The organism is Streptomyces sp. NPDC034084, assembly GCF_055575535.1.
Genome location: NZ_JBVISK010000001.1, coordinates 388841 through 407781, shown reverse-complemented (window position 1 = coordinate 407781; position 18941 = coordinate 388841). Strand labels below are relative to the sequence as shown.

At 73.3% G+C, this 18941-nt stretch carries 16 protein-coding genes; 8 read left to right on the top strand and 8 right to left on the bottom strand.

Translation table 11 applies throughout. From position 1 onward, the window contains the following. Positions 1 to 33: 33 nt before the first annotated feature. Complete coding sequence (locus ACZ51I_RS01860; protein WP_468870848.1) at positions 34 to 1236, bottom strand: bifunctional adenosylcobinamide kinase/adenosylcobinamide-phosphate guanylyltransferase; 1203 nt, start codon at positions 1234 to 1236, stop codon at positions 34 to 36. Positions 1237 to 1318: 82 nt separating this feature from the next. Here ACZ51I_RS01860 and ACZ51I_RS01855 point away from each other — a divergent pair, with 82 nt between their 5' ends. Continuing rightward, positions 1319 to 1525, top strand: coding sequence for a hypothetical protein (locus tag ACZ51I_RS01855; protein WP_468870846.1), 207 nt, complete (start codon positions 1319 to 1321; stop codon positions 1523 to 1525). A gap of 714 nt (positions 1526 to 2239) precedes the next feature. Here the strand turns inward: ACZ51I_RS01855 and ACZ51I_RS01850 are convergent. From ACZ51I_RS01850 to ACZ51I_RS01840, 3 genes are all read right to left on the bottom strand, one after another. Next, the gene (locus ACZ51I_RS01850; RefSeq protein ID WP_468870845.1) at positions 2240 to 3310 is read right to left on the bottom strand and encodes a S1C family serine protease; all 1071 of its coding nucleotides are present in this window, start codon (positions 3308 to 3310) and stop codon (positions 2240 to 2242) included. A gap of 85 nt (positions 3311 to 3395) precedes the next feature. Then, complete coding sequence (locus ACZ51I_RS01845) at positions 3396 to 4172, bottom strand: class I SAM-dependent methyltransferase (RefSeq protein WP_468870844.1); 777 nt, start codon at positions 4170 to 4172, stop codon at positions 3396 to 3398. Between the two features lie 65 nt (positions 4173 to 4237). Beyond that, the gene (locus ACZ51I_RS01840; protein WP_468870843.1) at positions 4238 to 4843 is read right to left on the bottom strand and encodes a DUF3043 domain-containing protein; all 606 of its coding nucleotides are present in this window, start codon (positions 4841 to 4843) and stop codon (positions 4238 to 4240) included. Positions 4844 to 5115: 272 nt separating this feature from the next. On the opposite strand from ACZ51I_RS01840, the gene ACZ51I_RS01835 reads away from it, so the two are divergent. From ACZ51I_RS01835 to ACZ51I_RS01815, 5 genes are all read left to right on the top strand, one after another. Next, entirely contained in the window at positions 5116 to 5910 is a 795-nt protein-coding gene (locus tag ACZ51I_RS01835) for a PspA/IM30 family protein (protein WP_468870842.1), read from the top strand. Between the two features lie 19 nt (positions 5911 to 5929). Beyond that, positions 5930 to 6208: a PspA-associated protein PspAA gene (gene pspAA / locus ACZ51I_RS01830; RefSeq protein WP_468870841.1), complete on the top strand. Its 279-nt coding sequence runs from the start codon at positions 5930 to 5932 to the stop codon at positions 6206 to 6208. A 595-nt stretch (positions 6209 to 6803) separates the two neighbouring features. Then, the gene (locus ACZ51I_RS01825) at positions 6804 to 8078 is read left to right on the top strand and encodes a sensor histidine kinase (RefSeq protein WP_468870840.1); all 1275 of its coding nucleotides are present in this window, start codon (positions 6804 to 6806) and stop codon (positions 8076 to 8078) included. Continuing rightward, complete coding sequence (locus tag ACZ51I_RS01820; RefSeq protein ID WP_468870838.1) at positions 8075 to 8764, top strand: response regulator; 690 nt, start codon at positions 8075 to 8077, stop codon at positions 8762 to 8764. Before ACZ51I_RS01825 ends, ACZ51I_RS01820 begins: the two co-directional genes overlap by 4 nt. 176 nt (positions 8765 to 8940) lie before the next feature. Further along, positions 8941 to 12072 carry an efflux RND transporter permease subunit gene (locus tag ACZ51I_RS01815; protein ID WP_468870837.1) on the top strand — a complete coding sequence of 1044 codons (3132 nt, stop codon included), beginning with the start codon at positions 8941 to 8943 and terminating at the stop codon, positions 12070 to 12072. A 73-nt stretch (positions 12073 to 12145) separates the two neighbouring features. Here ACZ51I_RS01815 and nadA read toward each other — a convergent pair whose 3' ends face one another. Next, complete coding sequence (gene nadA, locus ACZ51I_RS01810) at positions 12146 to 13324, bottom strand: quinolinate synthase NadA (protein ID WP_468870836.1); 1179 nt, start codon at positions 13322 to 13324, stop codon at positions 12146 to 12148. Between the two features lie 236 nt (positions 13325 to 13560). Here nadA and ACZ51I_RS01805 point away from each other — a divergent pair, with 236 nt between their 5' ends. Further along, a complete protein-coding gene (locus ACZ51I_RS01805) occupies positions 13561 to 13917 on the top strand; it encodes a HesB/IscA family protein (protein WP_015033024.1) in 357 nt (118 codons plus the stop codon). A gap of 73 nt (positions 13918 to 13990) precedes the next feature. On the opposite strand, the gene ACZ51I_RS01800 is transcribed toward ACZ51I_RS01805, so the two are convergent. Further along, the gene (locus ACZ51I_RS01800; protein WP_468870835.1) at positions 13991 to 15436 is read right to left on the bottom strand and encodes a hypothetical protein; all 1446 of its coding nucleotides are present in this window, start codon (positions 15434 to 15436) and stop codon (positions 13991 to 13993) included. Between the two features lie 67 nt (positions 15437 to 15503). Then, positions 15504 to 15710: a hypothetical protein gene (locus ACZ51I_RS01795; protein WP_468870834.1), complete on the bottom strand. Its 207-nt coding sequence runs from the start codon at positions 15708 to 15710 to the stop codon at positions 15504 to 15506. A gap of 177 nt (positions 15711 to 15887) precedes the next feature. Between ACZ51I_RS01795 and ACZ51I_RS01790 the strand changes: the two genes are divergently transcribed. Continuing rightward, the gene (locus ACZ51I_RS01790) at positions 15888 to 16862 is read left to right on the top strand and encodes a carbohydrate kinase family protein (protein ID WP_468870833.1); all 975 of its coding nucleotides are present in this window, start codon (positions 15888 to 15890) and stop codon (positions 16860 to 16862) included. Positions 16863 to 17298: 436 nt separating this feature from the next. Here ACZ51I_RS01790 and ACZ51I_RS01785 read toward each other — a convergent pair whose 3' ends face one another. After that, a complete protein-coding gene (locus ACZ51I_RS01785; protein ID WP_468870832.1) occupies positions 17299 to 18684 on the bottom strand; it encodes an aminotransferase class V-fold PLP-dependent enzyme in 1386 nt (461 codons plus the stop codon). Positions 18685 to 18941: the final 257 nt, after the last annotated feature.

The following is an 18941-nucleotide window of genomic DNA, read 5'->3' as shown; positions in this document are numbered from 1 at the left end:
ACAAGTCGCGAGGTCCATTCAGCGATCGGAACCCTACCCGCGCAGCACCAGAGCCTGCCCCGCGACCACGAGGACGACCTCCTCGCACTCGTCCCCGAAGGCCGCGTTCAGCCGGCCCAGCTCGTCCCGGAACCGGCGCCCCGCCGCCGTCGCAGGCACCACCCCCGAGCCGGCCTCGTTCGTCACCGCCACGACCGTACGGCTCGTCGCCCGCACCGCCGCCACCAGCTCCGCCGTCCGCTCCCGCAGCGCCGCCTGCCCGCCGGCCCGCCACCGCTCGTCGTCCCAGGCGCCCACCCGGTCCATGGCGTCCGTCAGCCACAGCGACAGACAGTCGACGAGCAGGGCCGGGCCCTCCTCCGCGAGCAGCGGTACGAGCTCGCAGGTCTCCGCCGTACGCCACGCACCCGGCCGCCGCTCCCGGTGCAGCCCGACCCGCTCGGCCCACTCCGGGTCCCCCTCCCTGGTCCCGCCCGTCGCCACGTACAGCACCTCGGGGAAGGTCTCCAGGCGCCGCTCGGCCTCCACCGACTTCCCCGACCGGGCCCCGCCCGTCACCAGGGTCCGCCGGGGAACCTCCGGCACCTCGTGGTAGTCGCCGATGTACAGCGTCGTCCCGTCCGGCACCGCCCGCGCCCCCGCCGCCGCGAGCCGCCGGTCCAGCTCGGGGCCCGTCGGCACGTCGTGGTCCAGGTGCACCGCGATCACCTCGGTCGCCGGGCCGACGGCCCCGGCCGCCCGCAGCCGGGCCAGCCCGTCGGGCCGCCCGGTGACGTCCCCGACCACCATGTCGTACGGCGCGCGGTGATCATCCGCGATCCCCGCGGGCGAGCCCCCCGGCGGCAGGTAGAGCAGCCGCTCACCCTCGGCCGAGGTCACCTCGTACCCGGTCCCGGGGGAGTCCATCGACACCGCCCGCACCCGGTGCCCGCTGATCAGCGTCAACTCCCGTCCGTCCGGCACCCGCCCCGCCGTCGGCAGCCCGGCGGGCACCTCGACGGCGGGCCCGTCGTGCGGATGCGTCAGCAGCACCTGCCGCACCCCCACCAGGGAATGTCCCGACCGGGCCGCCGCGAGCGCGGCCCCCGGGGTCAGATCGAGCAGCAGCGCCCCGTCCACGAGCAGCGCGGTCGCGGCCCGCGCGCGGGTCCCGCGGGATTGCGCGCACACGGCGCAGGGGCAGTCGGGGCGGGGGAGCCCGAGGGGGGCACCGGTGCCGAGCAGAGTCAGTTCCACCCTCAGATCCTCCCGCGCCCCCGCGAGGCGTGCGCGCCCGGCTACGCTGCGGGGGCAGGAAACCGATCATCCGGAGGCTGACATGGCATGGACGTGGCGGTTCGAGAAGTCCGACGGCACGGAGGTCGAGCCGGTGGTGACCCCCGAGGAGTTCACCACCCAGGGCGACGCGGAGAGCTGGATCGGCGAACACTGGCGTGACCTCCTGACCGGAGGCGCGGACCAGGTGACCCTCTCGGAGGACGGCACGAAGATCTACGGCCCGATGCCGTTGAACGCGGAGGGCTGAGGCGGTCGCGGGCCCGGCCGGGGCGGCGCCTTGCAGCGGACGCCTGCCCCGCCGGGCGGTGCCCCCGCTGTGGGCGCCTGTCCCACCGGGCCGGTGCCCGCCCGTAGTGGGCGCCCGCTCCGCCGGGGCGGTGCCCCCGTTGTGGGCGCCCGCTCCGCCGGGGCGGCGCCCGCCCTTCGCCGCGCCGTCGTGGGCGGTCGTCCCGCTGGGGCGGCGCCCACCCGCGCGCCTACCCCGTTGCGGTGGCCGTTTCGCCCGGGGCGGTGCCCCCGCCCCCGCCGTTGTGGGCAGTCGTTCCGCAGGGCGATGGGGGTCCCCCCTGCTCGAGCGGAGCCGAGAGCTTGGGGGAGGGTGGGCACAACGGACGGCGCCCCTTGCCGGGCCTGGGCTCCCGCGCCCTGACCCGCACCGGGACCGCGCCCGCCTCGTGGTGCGGGTCAAGGCGCGGAAGGCGGAGGCGCCGCCGTGGGCGCCGTCCCGTGTGCCCACCCGTCCCGCCCTGCGGGACGCCTGCCCACACGGGGGGGGGCACCGCCCAGCACGGGCGCGGGGCGCGGGCCCAGGCGGGGGGCGGGTCCCCAAGGGCGGCGGGCGCGGACCCCACGCGGGCGTGGCGCGGACCCCACGCGGGCGGGGCGCGGGTCCCACGCGGGCGGGGCGCGGGTCCCACGCGGGTGCGGCCCCGCACGGGCGAGGGCGCGGGCCACGCGCGGGCTACAGCTCGCCCAGGGTGACCTTCGTCCTGCGTGTCTCCGTCCCCCGGACATACACCACCGTCACCCCCGCCCCCGGCTTCAACGCCGCCAGCGCCTCCGAGAGTGACGTGATCGTCGTGATCTCCGCGTCACCGAGCCGCGTGATCACGTCACCCGGCCTCAGGCCCGCCTTCCCGGCCGCCCCGTCCGCCGGCGCCTCGACCACCGCCACCCCCGCCGGCTCGTAGTCGTCGTTCAGGACCGTACGGCCGGTGATGTTCAGGGCCGCCCGCCCGGAATCCGTCACCTTGCCGTTCTTGACGATCTGGTCCGCCACCGTCCGCACCATCGACGCGGGGATGGCGAAACCGATGCCGGGCGCCGAGCCCCCGCCCAGCTCGGGGTCGGTCGCCGCGAGCGTCGGGATGCCGATGACCTCGCTGTCGAGGTTCACGAGCGCGCCCCCGCTGTTCCCGGGGTTGATCGCCGCCGACGTCTGGACCATGTTCGCGATGGTCGCGCCCGTGCCGCCCCCGGTCCGCCCCTCGCTGACCGTCCGCCCGGTCGCCGAGACGATGCCCTGGGTCACGCTGCCGGACAGGCCCAGCGGGGATCCCATCGCGAGCACGATCTGCCCCATGTCGACGGCGGCGGAGTCGCCGAACTTCGCCGCCTTCAGCCCTTGCGGCACACTGTCCAGTTTGAGCACCGCGAGGTCCTGCTCGGGGTACGAGGAGACGAGCCGCGCCGTCACGGGCTGCCCGCCGGTGGCCGCCGTGACCGTGAAGGTCCTCTCCCGGCCGACCACGTGCGCGTTGGTGACGATGTGCCCCTTGCCGTCGTAGACGACCCCGGAGCCGAGGCTGTCGGCCGCGTCGATCTGCACGACCGACGGCAGGACGTTCTTGATGACGGCCCGGTAGTCGTCCTGGAGCTCGTGCGGCGCGAGCGCCGCCGCCTGCGTGGAGCGCTCCGGGGCGGACGCGTCCCCGTCGGAGGGGGAGGAGCAGGCGCCGGCAAGGGCGATGCCGCAGGCCCCGGTGGTGAGGGAGAGAAGGAGACGACGGGCACGGGCAGGGGAGACGTCCATGCCCGGAGTATCCGATTCCGCCTCGTCCGGGGCCCGGCGAGCGCACCCGATCAGGGGTGCCGGGCCCCGTACCGGAGAAGCCCGGCTAGCCCCGTACCCCGCAGAGGTGCAGCAGCGCCGCGATCCGCCGGTACGGCTCCGTGCGACCCGCCCGGTCCTCGGCGGCGAGCAGCCGGTCCAGTTCCTCGGCGGCCGGCAGGCCCGCGTCGGCGGGGACGTCGTCCGTGAAGACCCGCACCCCGTACCAGGCGTGCAACGGCGCCGCGATGCCCGCGAGCGTCGAGGTGAGCGCGTCCAGCCGGTCGGCCCGCACCTTCACACCGTTGTCGTCCGTGTAGACGTCCGAGTCGAAGGCCGCGAGCGCCCCCGACCAGTCCCCGGCGAGCCCCGGCCGCATGGACAGGGCTTCCGCGTTCCGTACCACCAGGGACAGCAGGCCGCCGGGGGCCAGCATCCGGGCGAGGCCCGCGAGCAGCGCGTCGGGCTCGTCCGCGTACATGAGCACGCCGTGGCACAGGACCACGTCGAAGCTGCCGGGCAGGAAATGGACGCCGGTCTCGCGCCCGTCGCCCTCGACCAGCCGGACCCGCTCGCGGATCCCGGCCGGTTCCGTCGCCAGCGACTCACGGGCCGCCTTGAGGAGCTCAGGATCGGCCTCCAGGCCGGTCACGGTGTGTCCGGCGCGGGCGAGGCGCAGGGCCTGGGTGCCCTGTCCCATGCCCGCGTCGAGGATCCGCAGCCGCTGTCCGACCGGGTAGCGGCTGGTTATCTGCTCGTCGAGCTGACGGGCGACGATCTCCTGCCGGATGGTGTCGCGTAGCCCCCCGTGAGCGGAGGGCCAGTGGGCGACGACGGGCAGCACGGGTCCGCCCGACTCCGATACGGCCTCGTCGAACGCGCGCCCTTCGAGCTCCGAGCTGTCGGCGCTCAGGGCCGCTCCCCGCGCTTGACCTGCGGCTTCGGCAGACGCAGTCGGCGCATCTGCAGGGTGCGCATCAGGCCGTAGGCGATGGCACCGCGCTTCGGCTCGTTCGGGAATCGCTCGTTCAGCTGCTTCCGCAGGCGGATCCAGATACCGATCGAGTCGAGGACGATCAGGATGATCACGCCCAGCCAGAGCAGCAGGGAGATGTTCTGCAGCCCCCGGTTGGCGTTGCCGAACAGCGACAGCACGAGGATCACCACGGCCATCGGCAGGAAGAACTCGGCGATCGCGAACCGCGAGTCGACGAAGTCACGCACGAAGCGGCGGACCGGACCCTTGTCGCGGACGGGCAGATAACGCTCGTCGCCGTTGGCCAGCGCCTCGCGCTGCCGGGCCAGGTCCGAGCGGCGTGCCTCGCGCTGGCGCTTGGCGGCCTCCTTGCGGTCGGTCGGCACCGTCACGGCGCGCCGGCGCTGGGTCTGCGCCTCGCTCCGCTTCGGAGTCGGGCGGCCCTTGGGGGCCTGGGGGTCGCGGGGCTGCTTGGTGGAGAGGTCCGCCGTCACCTTGTCGGTGGGGGCCTTCTCGTCCTTCGAACGGCTACGGAACACAAAACCCAAGGGTACGGGGTGGTGGGCATGAACCCGATGCCGGGCGGGAACGATCCGCTAACGGACTGCGTCTTGAGGCGTACGTACGCAGGACGGCCGCGGTTTCCCCGAGATCCATCTACTCCCTGCGCGGGAGGGAACACCGCACGCAGTCGTCCTTGGGGAGGAGCGCATCCCGCTCCGAACAGTGCGGTAATGGAGACAGGGCCCGTACTGTGGATCCTGTTGAAGAGCTGGAGCCGAAGTCCGTCAGAAGGGGGCGCGCGAAGCCCATGAGCGGTGTCATGAAGCGTATGGGGATGATCTTCCGCGCGAAGGCGAACAAGGCCCTTGACCGGGCCGAGGATCCGCGCGAGACGCTCGATTACTCCTACCAGAAGCAGCTGGAGCTGCTGCAGAAGGTGCGGCGCGGCGTCGCCGACGTCGCCACCTCCCGCAAGCGGCTCGAACTCCAGCTGAACCAGCTGCAGGGCCAGTCCGCCAAGCTGGAGGACCAGGGCCGCAAGGCGCTGGCGCTCGGCCGCGAGGACCTGGCGCGCGAGGCGCTGTCCCGGCGGGCCGCGCTCCAGCAGCAGGTCAGTGACCTGGAGGTGCAGCACCAGACGCTGCAGGGCGAGGAGGAGAAGCTCACCCTCGCCGCCCAGCGGCTCCAGGCCAAGGTGGACGCCTTCCGCACCAAGAAGGAGACCATCAAGGCCACGTACACGGCGGCCCAGGCACAGACCCGGATCGCCGAGTCCTTCTCCGGCATCTCGGAGGAGATGAGCGACGTCGGCCTGGCGATCCAGCGGGCCGAGGACAAGACCGCCCAGCTCCAGGCGCGCGCCGGCGCGATCGACGAGCTGCTCGCCTCGGGCGCCCTGGACGACCAGTCCGGGCTCGCGAAGGACGACATCCAGGCGGAGCTGGACCGGCTCTCCGGCGGCACGGACGTCGAGCTGGAGCTCCAGCGGATGAAGGCCGAACTGGCCGGCGGCCCCTCGGCGCAGCAGCAGGCCATCGAGGGCGGTGGCGCGGCGGCGCCGCAGGACCGCGCTCAGCAGTCCCACCCGCGCTTCGAGAAGTAGGCGACAGACAGGACGCGTCATGATCGTACGGATCATGGGGGAGGGCCAGTGGAAGCTGGCCGACAGCCACTTCGTCGAGCTGAACAGGCTGGACGACGAGCTGCTCGCGGAGCTGGAGTCGGGGGACGAGGACGGGTTCCGGCGCACGCTCGGCGCCCTCCTCGACGCCGTCAGGCGCCTGGGCGAGCCGCTGGCGGACGCCACGCTCGAACCCTCGGAGCTGATCCTGCCGGCGTCGGGGGCGAGCCTTGACGAGGTCCGCGCCATGCTCTCCGACGACGGCCTCATCCCCGGCTGACCCCCGCCGCCCGCGCGGCCCGCACCCGCCGTGGCGGCCGCGCCCGCACCCGCCAGGGCCACCGCCCGTGGACCGCTGGGCCTGGGCCGGCGCCCCGTGTCGGCCCGCGCCCGCAGACCGGTGGCCCGCCCGCGCCCGTGCCGGGCTGCGCCTGCCAGGGCGTCGCCCCCGGCCCCCGCGCGTGCGGCACGTGCCCGCGAGGTGCCCCGTCCACCCCCGTGTGGGCAGGCGTCCCGCAGCGCGGGACGGGTGGGCACACGGGACGGCGCCCCTTGCCGGGCCCAGGCTTCCGGACCTGGACCCGCACCCGGCGTGCGGCGCGCCGCTGTGGGTTGTGCCCACCCTCCCCCGAGCTCTCGGCTTCGCTCGAGCAGGGGACCCCCATCCCCGTGCGGAACGCCTGCCCACACCCCGGTCCGGCGATCGAGGGCGCACGCCAGCACCGGGCGGAGCCGCACAACCCGGCCCGGCGAAGGCCCACCCCGCCACCGGACGCAGCCCCACGACCGGGCCCGGCCGAGGGCGCACCCCCCACCGGCCCGAGGACCACCGGGCCCTGCCGCGCCCCCCGCGACGGCACGTACCGTTGTCCCTCGTGACCCCCACCGGCGCCGCCCCCGGCACCCCCACCGGCCCCGCCCCCGGCACCCCCTACTCCCGCCTGCGCCACTGGTTCCGCGCCCACCCCCTCGCCTTCGACGCGACGATCGCCGCCGGCGCGCTCGTCTGCATGGTCGCCGGGTCGTTCACCGACCCGCACGGCAGCCCCGACGGGCCGACCTTCGGGGACCACGTGCCCGACGTGTGGAGCGTGTTGATCATGATCGCGGGGGCCGTCGCCCTCGTGCCGCGCCGCCGCCACCCCTTCGCCGTGCTCGCGTTCACCGTGACGATCAGCCTCGTCGAACTGATCGACGACGACCGCCCCGCCCCGATCGCGATGGCCGCCGTCGTCGCGCTCTACACGGTCGCCTCCCGCACCGACCGCCCCACCACCTGGCGCGTCGGCCTCGCCACGATGGCGGTGCTCACCGCCGCGGCCATGGCCTTCGGGCCGACCCCCTGGTACGCGCAGGAGAACCTGGGCGTCTTCGCCTGGACCGGGATGGCGGCGGCCGCCGGGGACGCCGTCCGCAGCCGCCGGGCCTTCGTCGACGCCATCCGGGAGCGGGCCGAGCGCGCCGAGCGGACCCGGGAGGAGGAGGCCGGGCGGCGGGTCGCCGAGGAGCGGCTGCGGATCGCCCGCGACCTCCACGACGTCGTCGCCCACCACATCGCCCTCGTGAACGTGCAGGCCGGGGTCGCCGCCCACGTCATGGACAAGCGCCCCGACCAGGCCAAGGAGGCCCTCGCGCACGTCCGCGAGGCCAGCCGCTCCGCCCTGGACGAGCTGCGCGCCACCGTCGGCCTGCTGCGCCAGTCGGGCGACCCCGAGGCCCCCACCGAGCCGGCCCCGGGCCTCGCCGTCCTGGACGGGCTGCTCGACAGCTTCCGCAAGGCCGGGCTCCCCGTCGCCCTGGCCCGCCCCGACGAGGGCCTGACGCTTCCCGCGACCGTCGACCTCGCCGCGTACCGGATCGTGCAGGAGGCGCTGACCAACGTCCGCAAGCACGCGGGACCGGACGCGAAGGCCGAGGTGAGCGTCGTCCGGGTGGGCCGTACGGTCGAGATCACCGTCCTCGACGACGGCACCCCGCAGATCCCCCCGCCCGACGCGTCCGGCGGCCACGGACTGCTCGGCATGCGCGAGCGGGTCGGCGCGCTCGGCGGAACCCTCACCGCCGCCCCCCGCTACGGTGGCGGCTTCCGCGTACAGGCGATACTGCCGGTGACGTCCCGCACGGGGAGGGACGGGGAGGGCACCACATGACGATCCGGGTACTGCTCGCCGACGACCAGGCCCTGCTCCGCAGTGCCTTCAAGGTCCTGGTGGACTCCGAACCCGACATGGAGGTCGTCGGGGAGGCGCCGGACGGCGAGGGCGCGGTCGCGCTCGCCCGCTCCACGCGGCCCGACGTCGTCCTCATGGACATCCGCATGCCGGGCACCGACGGTCTCGCCGCCACCCGGATGATCACGGCCGATCCCGAACTCGCCGACGTACGGATCGTCATGCTGACGACCTTCGAGGTCGACGAGTACGTCGTGCAGTCGCTGCGCGCCGGCGCCTCCGGTTTCCTCGGCAAGGGGGCCGAACCGGAGGAGCTCCTCGGCGCGATCCGGATCGCCCACGCCGGGGAGGCGCTGCTCTCCCCGGCCGCCACCAAAGGGCTGATCGCCACCTTCCTCGCCCAGGGCCCCGGCGCGGACCCGGCGGGCTCGGCAGGCGGCGCCCGCACCGAGCGGCTCACCGCGCTCACCGCCCGGGAACGCGAGGTGCTCGTCCTCGTCGCGGGCGGCCTGTCCAACGACGAGATCGCCGAACGGCTCGACGTCAGCCCGCTCACCGTGAAGACGCACGTCAACCGGACCATGGCCAAGCTCGGCGCCCGCGACCGGGCCCAGCTGGTGGTCACGGCGTACGAGTCCGGTCTCGTACGCCCCCGGGTGGAGTGAGCGCGTACTCCAGACGCGGTATGCGCGGGATAAGGATCTGGACCCGGGGGCCGAGGACTTCCGGCCCCGGATGGCGGATCGTATGGACGGGGGCACCTCCGGCGGACCCAGCGGGTCCCGGCCGGGGACTCGGCTGCTCCCGCCTGTCGACGAGTACGCCACAGAAGAGAGACCCCATGTCCTGGCTGTCCAGATTCAGCCTCGCGCAACGGGCCCTGATCGGGCTGATGTCCATCATCGCGATCGTGTTCGGGGCGATCGCGATCCCGCAGCTGAAGCAGCAGCTGCTGCCCTCGATCGAGCTCCCCATGGTCTCGGTCCTCGCCCCGTACCAGGGCGCCTCTCCCGATGTGGTCGAGAAGCAGGTCGTCGAGCCGCTGGAGGACAACCTCAAGGCCGTCGACGGCCTCAAGTCGGTCACCTCCACGGCCTCCGAGGGCATGGCAGTCGTCATGGCCTCGTTCGACTACGGCGACGAGTCGACGAAGCAGCTCGTCGCGGACGTCCAGCAGGCCGTGAACCGCGCCCGCGCCCAACTGCCCGACACGGTCGACCCGCAGGTGATCGCCGGTTCGACGGACGACATGCCGACCGTCGTCCTCGCCGCCGCGTCGGACAAGGACCCGCAGGCGCTGGCCGACCAGCTGCAGCGGACCGTCGTGCCCGCCCTCGAGGACATCGCGGGCGTCGGCCAGGTCTCCGTCAGCGGCGTCCAGGACCTCCAGGTCTCCGTCACCCCGGACCAGCGCAAGCTCGCCGCGGCCGGCCTCAGCACCATGAAGCTCGCCGAGGCCCTGCGCTCCGGTGGCGCCACGATGCCGGCCGGCGCCTTCTCGGAGGCCGGCAAGAACCGCACGATCCAGGTCGGTGGCGGCTACACCTCCCTGCGGCAGATCGAGGACCTGCGCATCCCGGCGGCCGTCCCCGGCAAGGGCAAGGCGGTCCGCCTCGGCGATGTCGCCACCGTGAGGCAGGAGGAGTCGCCGCGCACCTCCCTCACCCGTACGAACGGCAAGCCCAGCCTCGCCGTCTTCGCCACCATGGACAAGGACGGCAGCGCCGTCGCGATCTCCGACGCCGTCGAGGAGAAGCTGCCCGAGCTGCGCCGCGACCTCGGCGCCGGCGCCGAGCTGACCGTGGTCTCCGACCAGGGCCCGGCCGTCGCCAAGGCCGTCTCGGGCCTGACCACGGAGGGCGCGCTCGGCCTCGTCATGGCCGTCCTGGTGATCCTGGTCTTCCTCGCGTCGCTCCGCTCGACCCTGGTGACCGCGGTCTCCATCCCGCTCTCGGTCGTCCTCGCCCTCATCGTGCTGTGGACCCGTGACCTCTCGCTCAACATGCTGACGCTCGGCGCGCTCACCATCGCCATCGGCCGGGTCGTCGACGACTCGATCGTGGTCCTGGAGAACATCAAGCGGCACCTGGGCTACGGCGAGGAGCGCCAGACCGCGATCCTCACCGCGGTCCGCGAGGTGGCGGGCGCCGTCACCTCCTCGACGCTCACGACCGTCGCCGTGTTCCTGCCGATCGGTCTGGTCGGCGGCATCGTCGGCGAGATGTTCGGCTCCTTCTCGCTGACGGTGACGGCGGCCCTGCTCGCCTCGCTGCTGGTCTCCCTGACCGTGGTCCCCGTCCTGTCGTACTGGTTCCTGCGCGCCCCCAAGGGCACCTCGCAGGACCCGGACGAGGCCCGCCGCCTCGCGGAGGAGAAGGAGGAGAAGAGCCGTCTGCAGCGTCTGTACGTACCGGTCCTCCGGTTCGCGACCCGGCGCCGGTTCACCAGCCTCGGCATCGCCCTCGTCGTCCTGGCCGGCACCGTCGGCATGGGCGGGCTCCTGAAGACGAACTTCTTCGACCCGGGCGACCAGGAGGTCCTCAGCATCCAGCAGGAGCTGGCGCCCGGCACCAGCCTGGACGCCTCCGACAAGGCCGCGAAGAAGATCGAGAAAGTCCTCGCGGAGACCGAGGGCGTCAAGGACTACCAGGTCACCGTCGGCTCCTCCGGCTTCATGGCCGCCTTCGGCGGCGGCACCGGCTCCCACCAGGCCTCGTACAAGGTGAGCCTGGACGACTCCGCCTCGTACGAGAAGACCCGCGACGCCATCGAGAAGGGCCTCGGCGCACTCGACGGGGTCGGCGACACCACCATCGCCGCGGGCGACGGCTTCGGCTCCCAGGACCTGAGCGTGGTCGTCAAGGCCGCCGACGCCGAGGTCCTCGAGAAGGCCTCCGAGCAGGTCCGGACCGCCGTCGCCGGGCTCAAGGACGTCACCGACGTCCAGAGCGACCTCTCGCAGTCCGTCCCGCGGATCTCCGTGAAGGCGAAGGCCAAGGCCGCCGACGCCGGCTTCGACACCACCTCGCTCGGCGCGGTCGTCGCCCAGGCCGTCCGGGGCACCCCGGCCGCCAAGGCGATCCTCGACGACAGCGAGCGGGACGTCCTGATCACCTCGGCCCACCCGGCCACCACCCTGGCGGAGCTCAGGGCGCTGCCGCTCGGCCCGGTGAAGCTGGGCGACATCGCCACCGTCGAGCTGGTCCCGGGGCCGGTCTCGATGACCCGGATCGACGGCGCGCGCGCCGCGACGATCACGGCGAAGCCCGTCGGTGACAACACCGGTGCGGTGGGCGCCGCCCTCCAGTCGAAGCTCAAGGGCCTCGACCTGCCGGAGGGCGCCACCGCCACGGTCGGCGGCGTCACGGCGGACCAGTCCGACGCCTTCCTCAACCTGTTCCTGGCGATGCTCGCGGCCGTCGCGATCGTCTTCATGCTCCTGGTGGCGACCTTCCGGTCGCTGATCCAGCCGCTGATCCTGCTGGTCTCGATCCCGTTCGCGGCGACCGGCGCGATCGGTCTGCTCGTGATCACCGGCACGGCGATGGGCGTCCCGGCGATGATCGGCATGCTGATGCTCATCGGCATCGTCGTCACCAACGCGATCGTCCTGATCGACCTGATCAACCAGTACCGGGCACAGGGCCTGGGCGTGGTCGAAGCGGTGGTCGAGGGCGGCCGGCACCGGCTCCGCCCCATCCTGATGACCGCCCTGGCGACGATCTTCGCGCTGCTGCCGATGGCCCTCGGCATCACCGGCGAGGGCGGCTTCATCGCCCAGCCGCTGGCCGTGGTGGTGATCGGCGGTCTGATCACCTCGACGCTGCTGACCCTGCTCCTCGTCCCGACGCTGTACGCGATGGTGGAGCTCCGCAAGGAGCGCCGCGCGCGGAAGAAGGCGGCGAAGAAGGCGGCGAAGGCCGGCGGCCGGGCGGAGGTCCCGTCGCAGGCCAAGGAGCCGACCACGGTCTGATCCGTACGGCATGCGGAAGGGGCGCCCCATGAGCTCATGGGGCGCCCCTTCCGGCGTACGAACGGGAGAACCGTTACGGCAGCGCCAGCATCCGCTCCAGGGCGAGCTTGGCGAAGCTCTCGGTCTCCTTGTCGACCTGGATCTGGTTGACGAGGTTGCCCTCGGCCAGGGACTCCAGGGTCCACACGAGGTGGGGGAGGTCGATGCGGTTCATCGTCGAGCAGAAGCAGACCGTCTTGTCGAGGAAGACGATCTCCTTGCCCTGGTCGGCGAATCGGTTCGCCAGCCGCCGGACGAGGTTCAGCTCCGTGCCGATGGCCCACTTGGAACCGGCCGGGGCCGCCTCCAGGGTGTTGATGATGTACTCCGTCGAGCCCGCGTAGTCCGCGGCGGCGACGACCTCGTGCCGGCACTCGGGGTGGACGAGCACGTTCACGCCCGGGATGCGCTCGCGCACGTCGTTCACCGAGTCGAGCGAGAAGCGGCCGTGCACGGAGCAGTGGCCCCGCCAGAGGATCATCTTGGCGGCGCGCAGCTCCTCGACGGTGAGACCGCCGTTGGGCTTGTGCGGGTTGTAGAGCACGCAGTCGTCCAGGGACATGCCCATGTCGCGGACGGCCGTGTTCCGGCCCAGGTGCTGGTCCGGCAGGAACAGCACCTTCTCACCCTGCTCGAAGGCCCAGTTCAGGGCCCGCTCGGCGTTGGACGAGGTGCAGATCGTGCCCCCGTGCTTGCCGGTGAAGGCCTTGATGTCGGCCGAGGAGTTCATGTACGAGACGGGCACGACCTGCTCGGCGATGCCGGCCTCGGTCAGCACGTCCCAGCACTCGGCGACCTGCTCGGCGGTGGCCATGTCGGCCATCGAGCAGCCGGCCGCGAGGTCGGGCAGGACGACCTTCTGGTCGTCGCCGGTGAGGATGTCGGCGGACTCCGCCATGAAGTGCACACCGCAGAAGACGATGTACTCGGCCTCCGGCTTGGCGGCGGCGTCGCGCGCGAGCTTGAAGGAGTCACCGGTCACGTCGGCGAACTGGATCACCTCGTCGCGCTGGTAGTGGTGGCCGAGCACGAAGACCTTGTCCCCGAGCTTCTCCTTCGCGGCGCGGGCACGCTCCACGAGGTCCGGGTCGGAGGGCGACGGCAGATCGCCAGGACACTCCACGCCGCGCTCGCTCTTCGGGTCGGCCTCGCGACCGAGCAGCAGCAGGGCGAGTGGCGTCGGCTGGACGTCGAGGGGCTGGGCGGTGGTCACGACACGCACCCTTTCTTCGGAGAACCTTTTCGTCGAAATGACGCTATCTATCATAACCGCTTCACGTCACGTTGACGATGTCCATAGTGTCGATGTGACGAATTCGCCGTCCGCGCTCCTGGACAGGGTGTGCGAGCATGAAAGAGGGAAGACCCCACTCGGCCCGGAATGAATCCGGGGCACCGTCGGTTGCAACCGTCGGCAAGCAGTCTCCGTACACACCGGGAGAGAAGCAGATGTCCGTATCGGACGAGAAGACCACTGTCAGCGACGGCATCCTCCTGTCCGACGCCGCCGCGGCCAAGGTCAAGGCCCTCCTCGACCAGGAAGGCCGCGAGGACCTGGCTCTGCGCGTCGCCGTTCAGCCCGGTGGCTGCTCCGGCCTGCGTTACCAGCTGTTCTTCGACGAGCGCTCGCTCGACGGCGACGTCGTGAAGGACTTCGACGGCGTCAAGGTCGTCACCGACCGCATGAGCGCCCCGTACCTGGGCGGCGCGTCGATCGACTTCGTCGACACGATCGAGAAGCAGGGCTTCACCATCGACAACCCCAACGCCACGGGCTCCTGCGCCTGCGGCGACTCGTTCAGCTAAGTCTGTACGTAGGTGAGGGCGGCGGCTCCGGGACTGTTCCGGGGCCGCCGCCCTCACGCGTACCGTCCCCGCCTCAGCGGCGCGGCACGTCCTGACCGCTCGCCGCGTCCACCACGGGCCGGTCGCCCAGCGGGGCCTCCAGGGTCACCGGGAGCGTGATCTCCTTGGCGATCATGATGCAGGCCCGGCCCGGGTCGGACTTCTCGTCGATCCGCACGGTCACCTTCTCCGGGGTCTCCACGGCCTTGGCGGTGTACGTGCTGCACGCCCCGCCCCAGAAGGTGACCGTCAGCTTCCGGCCGTCCTCGGCCGACCGGTACGACTCGATCTGGCGCGCCGGCGCCGTGCCCGCGTCCGGAGGCGAGGGCTTCGCCGGGGGAGCCAGGTACTCGGGGGCCACCGCCGTCTCGACCACCGTGTACGGAGCCGCGTCCACCGGGTCCGCCGTGAACAGCCAGGCGGGTACGAGCAGCCGCTCACCGGCCACGTCCTGGGCGGCCAGGCCGAACACCGCGCCCGTCACCGGGACCTCGGCCGACGCAGCCGCGTCCGCGGTGGACCGGCAGGGCGCCGCCGGCTCGTCCTTGCCGTTCCCGTCGACTCCCGCTTTGGCCGGCGGGTCGGTCGCGCAGCCGCCGATGCCGACCGGGCCCGTGCCCTTCGCGCCCTCGTTCAGCTCCGCGAGCGCCTTCTCCGCCCCGACCACCGGGTACGTGTCGCCCTTCACCGTGTTCTTGAGCATCCCGCTCCCGCCGACCGCCCGGCCGTCCGGACCGATGTGCAGCCCCGTGGACCAGCCGTAGGTCGGCAGCCCGCCCACCACCGGATCGGCGTTGACCACCCGCACCGAACCGTCCATCACCTGGGTGGCGGTCACCTTGGCGTCGTCCTGGCCGAGCGCCTTCAGGACGGGGGCGGCCGCCGCCTTCGCCGCGGCCTCGCTCAGCGGCGTACGGCCCCCCGTCGGGGGCTTCGCCTCGCCCGGCGGCGGGCACGCCGACCCCTTGAGGCAGCTGTCTCCGACCGGGCCGCCGTCGTACCAGGAGTACGTCCAGTTCCCGGGCGCCTTCCGGGCCACGTCCAGGCGCGGCCCGCGGCCGTCCTTCTCGGGCCCGATCGTCCAGACCTCGCCGACCAGCGCGGGCCTGCCCTCGATCCCGAGCGCTTCGGCCAGCCTGGTCACCTCCGTCGAGGTGACCAGGCCCTCGGGCCGGTGGACCGCGGCCGAGGAGGGCCCTTGGGGGAGTGGGCCCTTGGCTTTGTAGACCGTCCCGCCCGGGTCCGGTTCACCGGGCGCGATCCCGTTGCCGCCTCCCGTACCGCCGCTGCCGTCTTCCAGGCGCAGGGGCGGAGGCGTCCCGGCCGCGTCGGCGGCCTTGCCGGCCACCGTCGCGGGCGTGGCGTCACCGGACGCCGTGGCGGCCAGATACACGCCACCGCCTCCGGCGAGCACCACACCCGCCGCCACCGCGGCCGCCAGGACGTTCCGTCGCTTCCGTACGTTCTCCGTACCGCTCACCGTCAACGCTCCCTCGTCTCGACCGGACGCCGATGGGACGGAGCGGACGCGCGGACGGTTCCGTCCGTCAGCCGCCGTACTCGGCCGTGGCGTCGATCAGCCGGGCCGAGGCCGCCGGGACGACGACCCCGTGGATCGACGCGGGGGAGACCGGCAGGGGGTCCGGGCCGGCCGGAGTCACCCAGTGAGGGGCCATCCGGGCGCCGTCCCCGCGCAGCTGGGCGAGGCTCAACTCGGACTCGTGTCGCTCGCGAGGAGCGGGATACGTGGTCATGGGCGCACCGTATGCACCGCACGGCTCCGGGGAAAAGACCTACTCTGGGGTAGTTTCCACTGGTCGGCAGGACACCCCCCACCCGGTAGCGTGAACTGTCGCCCGCCCGTCTCCCACCACCACCCTTCGTTCGAGCGCCTCGCGCGCCCCCACCGCATTCCGCAGGAGCACCCCGCCGTGCGTATCGCAGTCACCGGCTCCATCGCCACCGACCACCTCATGACCTTCCCCGGCCGGTTCGCCGACCAGCTGGTGGCCGACCAGCTCCACACGGTGTCCCTCTCCTTCCTCGTCGACAACCTCGACGTGCGCCGGGGAGGCGTGGCCGCCAACATCTGCTTCGGCATGGGACAGCTCGGCAGCCGTCCCGTCCTGGTCGGCGCGGCCGGCTTCGACTTCGACGAGTACCGCGCCTGGCTCGACCGGCACGGCGTCGACACCGACTCGGTGCGCATCTCGGAGGTCCTGCACACCGCCCGCTTCGTCTGCACCACGGACAAGGACCACAACCAGATCGGCTCGTTCTACACGGGTGCGATGAGCGAGGCCCGGCTGATCGAGCTCAAGGCCGTCGCCGACCGTGTGGGCGGCCTCGACCTGGTCCTCATCGGCGCCGACGACCCCGAGGCGATGCTCCGCCACACGGAGGAGTGCCGGAGCCGGTCCATCCCCTTCGCCGCCGACTTCTCGCAGCAGATCGCGCGCATGGACGGCGAGGAGATCCGTACGCTCCTCGACGGCGCGACCTACCTCTTCTCGAACGAGTACGAGAAGGGCCTCATCGAGTCCAAGACCGGCTGGACCGAGGCGGAGATCCTCTCCCGCGTCGGCCACCGCGTCACGACGCTCGGCTCGCGCGGCGTCCGCATCGAGCGGGTCGGCGACACGCCCATCGAGGTCGGCTGCCCCGAGGAGACGGCCAAGGTCGACCCGACCGGCGTCGGCGACGCCTTCCGCGCGGGGTTCCTCACGGGCCTGTCCTGGGGCGTCGGGCTGGAGCGGGCCGCACAGGTCGGGTGCATGCTGGCGACGCTGGTGATCGAGACGCTGGGGACGCAGGAGTACACGCTGCGGCGGGCGAACTTCATGGAGCGCTTCACGAAGGCGTACGGCGACGAGGCCGCCACGGAGGTCCAGTCCCACCTCCGCTGAGCCCCTCCCCGCGGGGCCTCCGTCGTGGGCCTGCGCCCCGCCGTCGTGGGCGGTCGTCCCGCTGGGGCGCTGCCCGCCCGCCCGGGACGGTGCCCACCCCCGTTGTGGGCAGGCGTTCCGCAGGGGCGGAACGGGTGGGCACAACGGAACGATGCCCCTTGCCGGGCCCAGGCTCCCGCGCCCCCTGCCCCGCACCGCAGCGGCGGCGCACCGGGGGTGCGGGTCCGGGCGTGGAAGGCGGAGGCGCCGCCCTGGGCGCCGTCCCGTGTGCCCACCCGTCCCGCCCTGCGGGACGATTGCCCACACGGGCGGGTGGGCGCCGCCCAGCACAGGCACGGGCCTCACCCGCGCGCGACGCGGCCCCACACGAGGGGGCGCGGGCGCTACCAGGGGCGGGGGCGTCGCCCCGCACGGCGGGCGGGATACGGGGTGTGGCCTACGACACCCGGCGCACCACGTACGCCGTGCCGCCTCCCGCCGACCGCTCCGCCCCCACGTACTCCTGCCCCCGCATCTCGCACCACGCCGGGATGTCCAGGCGCGCCGCCTCGTCGTCCGACAGGACCGTCACCGTGCCGCCCACCGGGACGGAGTCGAAGACCTTCGCCAGTTCGATGACCGGGATCGGGCAGCGCTTGCCCAGGGAGTCCACGACGAGGGAGCCCGAGGGCGCCGGGGCGGACGGTACGGCTCCGGGGGCCCCGAGCCGCTCACGTACCCCCGCCACCACCCCCGGCAGCAGGGCGAGGAAGCGGTCCACGTCCTCCTCCGAGGTGCCCGTGGGCAGGGACACCCGGACGTTCCCCTCGCTCAGGACCCCCATCGCCCGCAGCACATGGCTGGGCGTCAGCGTCGAACTCGTACACGACGAACCGGACGAAACGGAGAAACCCTCCCGGTCCAGCTCCGCCAGCAGCGTCTCGCCGTCGACGTACAGGCAGGAGAAGGTGACGAGGTGGGGGAGCCGGCGCACCGGGTCGCCCACCACCTCCACGTCCGGCACCAGCTCCGGCACCCGCGCCCGGATCCGGTCCACCAGGGCCCGCAGCCGGGCCCCTTCGGCGGCCGCCTCCGCGCGGACCGCCCGCAGCGAGGCCGCCGCCGCCACGATCGCCGGCAGGTTCTCGAAGCCCGGCGCCCGGCCCGACTCCCGCTCGTCGGCGGGGCCTTGCGGCGCGAACCGGACCCCCTTCCGTACGGCGAGCAGCCCGACCCCCGCCGAACCTCCCCACTTGTGCGCGCTCGCCGCGAGCAGCGACCAGCCGCCGTCCACCGGCCCCCAGGCGAGGGACTGGGCCGCGTCCACCAGGAGCGGCACCCCGGCATCCCGGCACGCCTCCGCCACCTCGGCCACCGGCTGCACCGTGCCCACCTCGTGGTTGGCCGACTGGAGGCACGCCAGGGCCGTGTCGGAGGCGAGGGCCGCCGCGAAGGCGTCCGCGTCCACCGCCCCCGAGCGGTCCACCGGCACCTCGGCCACCGTGCCGCCGGCCGCCGCGTGCGCCTCGCCCGCGTGCAGGACGGAGGAGTGTTCGACCGCGGAGACCACCAGCCCGTTCCCGACACGCCGACGCCCCGCGAGCGCTCCGTAGATTCCGGCGTGAACCGCGCGTGTCCCCGAAGGAGTGAACACCAGCTCGTCCGGGCGGCACCCCACGGCCTCCGCGGCGGCCTCCCGGGCGGCGTCGAGCAGCAGCCGGGCCCGCCGCCCCTCCCGGTACAGCCGGGCCGGGTCGGCCCAGCCCTCGTCCAGGGAGGCGAGCAGCGCCTGACGGGCGACGGGGTGCAGCGGAGCGGCGGACGCGGCGTCGAAGTACGGCATCCGCCCACGGTAGAGCCTGGGCCGGGGACGTTCTCCGCACGCCCGCGATGAGCCCTCGTCAGAAGCGGGTCCCGGCAGGCCGTCAGACGGCCGAACGGGCGTGCCGTACCCCCCTGCGGAACCCCGGAGTCCACCCCTTCGGGGACTCGGACGGCGCGTTGGGCACCCTCCCCGCGCGACCCCAAATAGCGTCCAGTAGGGTTTGGTCCGCATAAACATCCAAACCCCTGCCCGCGGCCGGGGCGGCGACCGACCAG

Bases quoted from the DNA above. Each gene is read 5' to 3' on its own strand.
- ACZ51I_RS01855 (WP_468870846.1), top strand. From the start codon at position 1,319: ATGGCATGGACGTGGCGGTTCGAGAAGTCCGACGGCACGGAGGTCGAG.
- pspAA (WP_468870841.1), top strand. From the start codon at position 5,930: ATGATCGTACGGATCATGGGGGAGGGCCAGTGGAAGCTGGCCGACAGC.
- ACZ51I_RS01785 (WP_468870832.1), bottom strand. From the start codon at position 18,684: ATGCCGTACTTCGACGCCGCGTCCGCCGCTCCGCTGCACCCCGTCGCC.
- ACZ51I_RS01835 (WP_468870842.1), top strand. From the start codon at position 5,116: ATGAGCGGTGTCATGAAGCGTATGGGGATGATCTTCCGCGCGAAGGCG.
- ACZ51I_RS01850 (WP_468870845.1), bottom strand. From the start codon at position 3,310: ATGGACGTCTCCCCTGCCCGTGCCCGTCGTCTCCTTCTCTCCCTCACC.
- ACZ51I_RS01815 (WP_468870837.1), top strand. From the start codon at position 8,941: ATGTCCTGGCTGTCCAGATTCAGCCTCGCGCAACGGGCCCTGATCGGG.
- ACZ51I_RS01820 (WP_468870838.1), top strand. From the start codon at position 8,075: ATGACGATCCGGGTACTGCTCGCCGACGACCAGGCCCTGCTCCGCAGT.
- ACZ51I_RS01805 (WP_015033024.1), top strand. From the start codon at position 13,561: ATGTCCGTATCGGACGAGAAGACCACTGTCAGCGACGGCATCCTCCTG.
- ACZ51I_RS01795 (WP_468870834.1), bottom strand. From the start codon at position 15,710: ATGACCACGTATCCCGCTCCTCGCGAGCGACACGAGTCCGAGTTGAGC.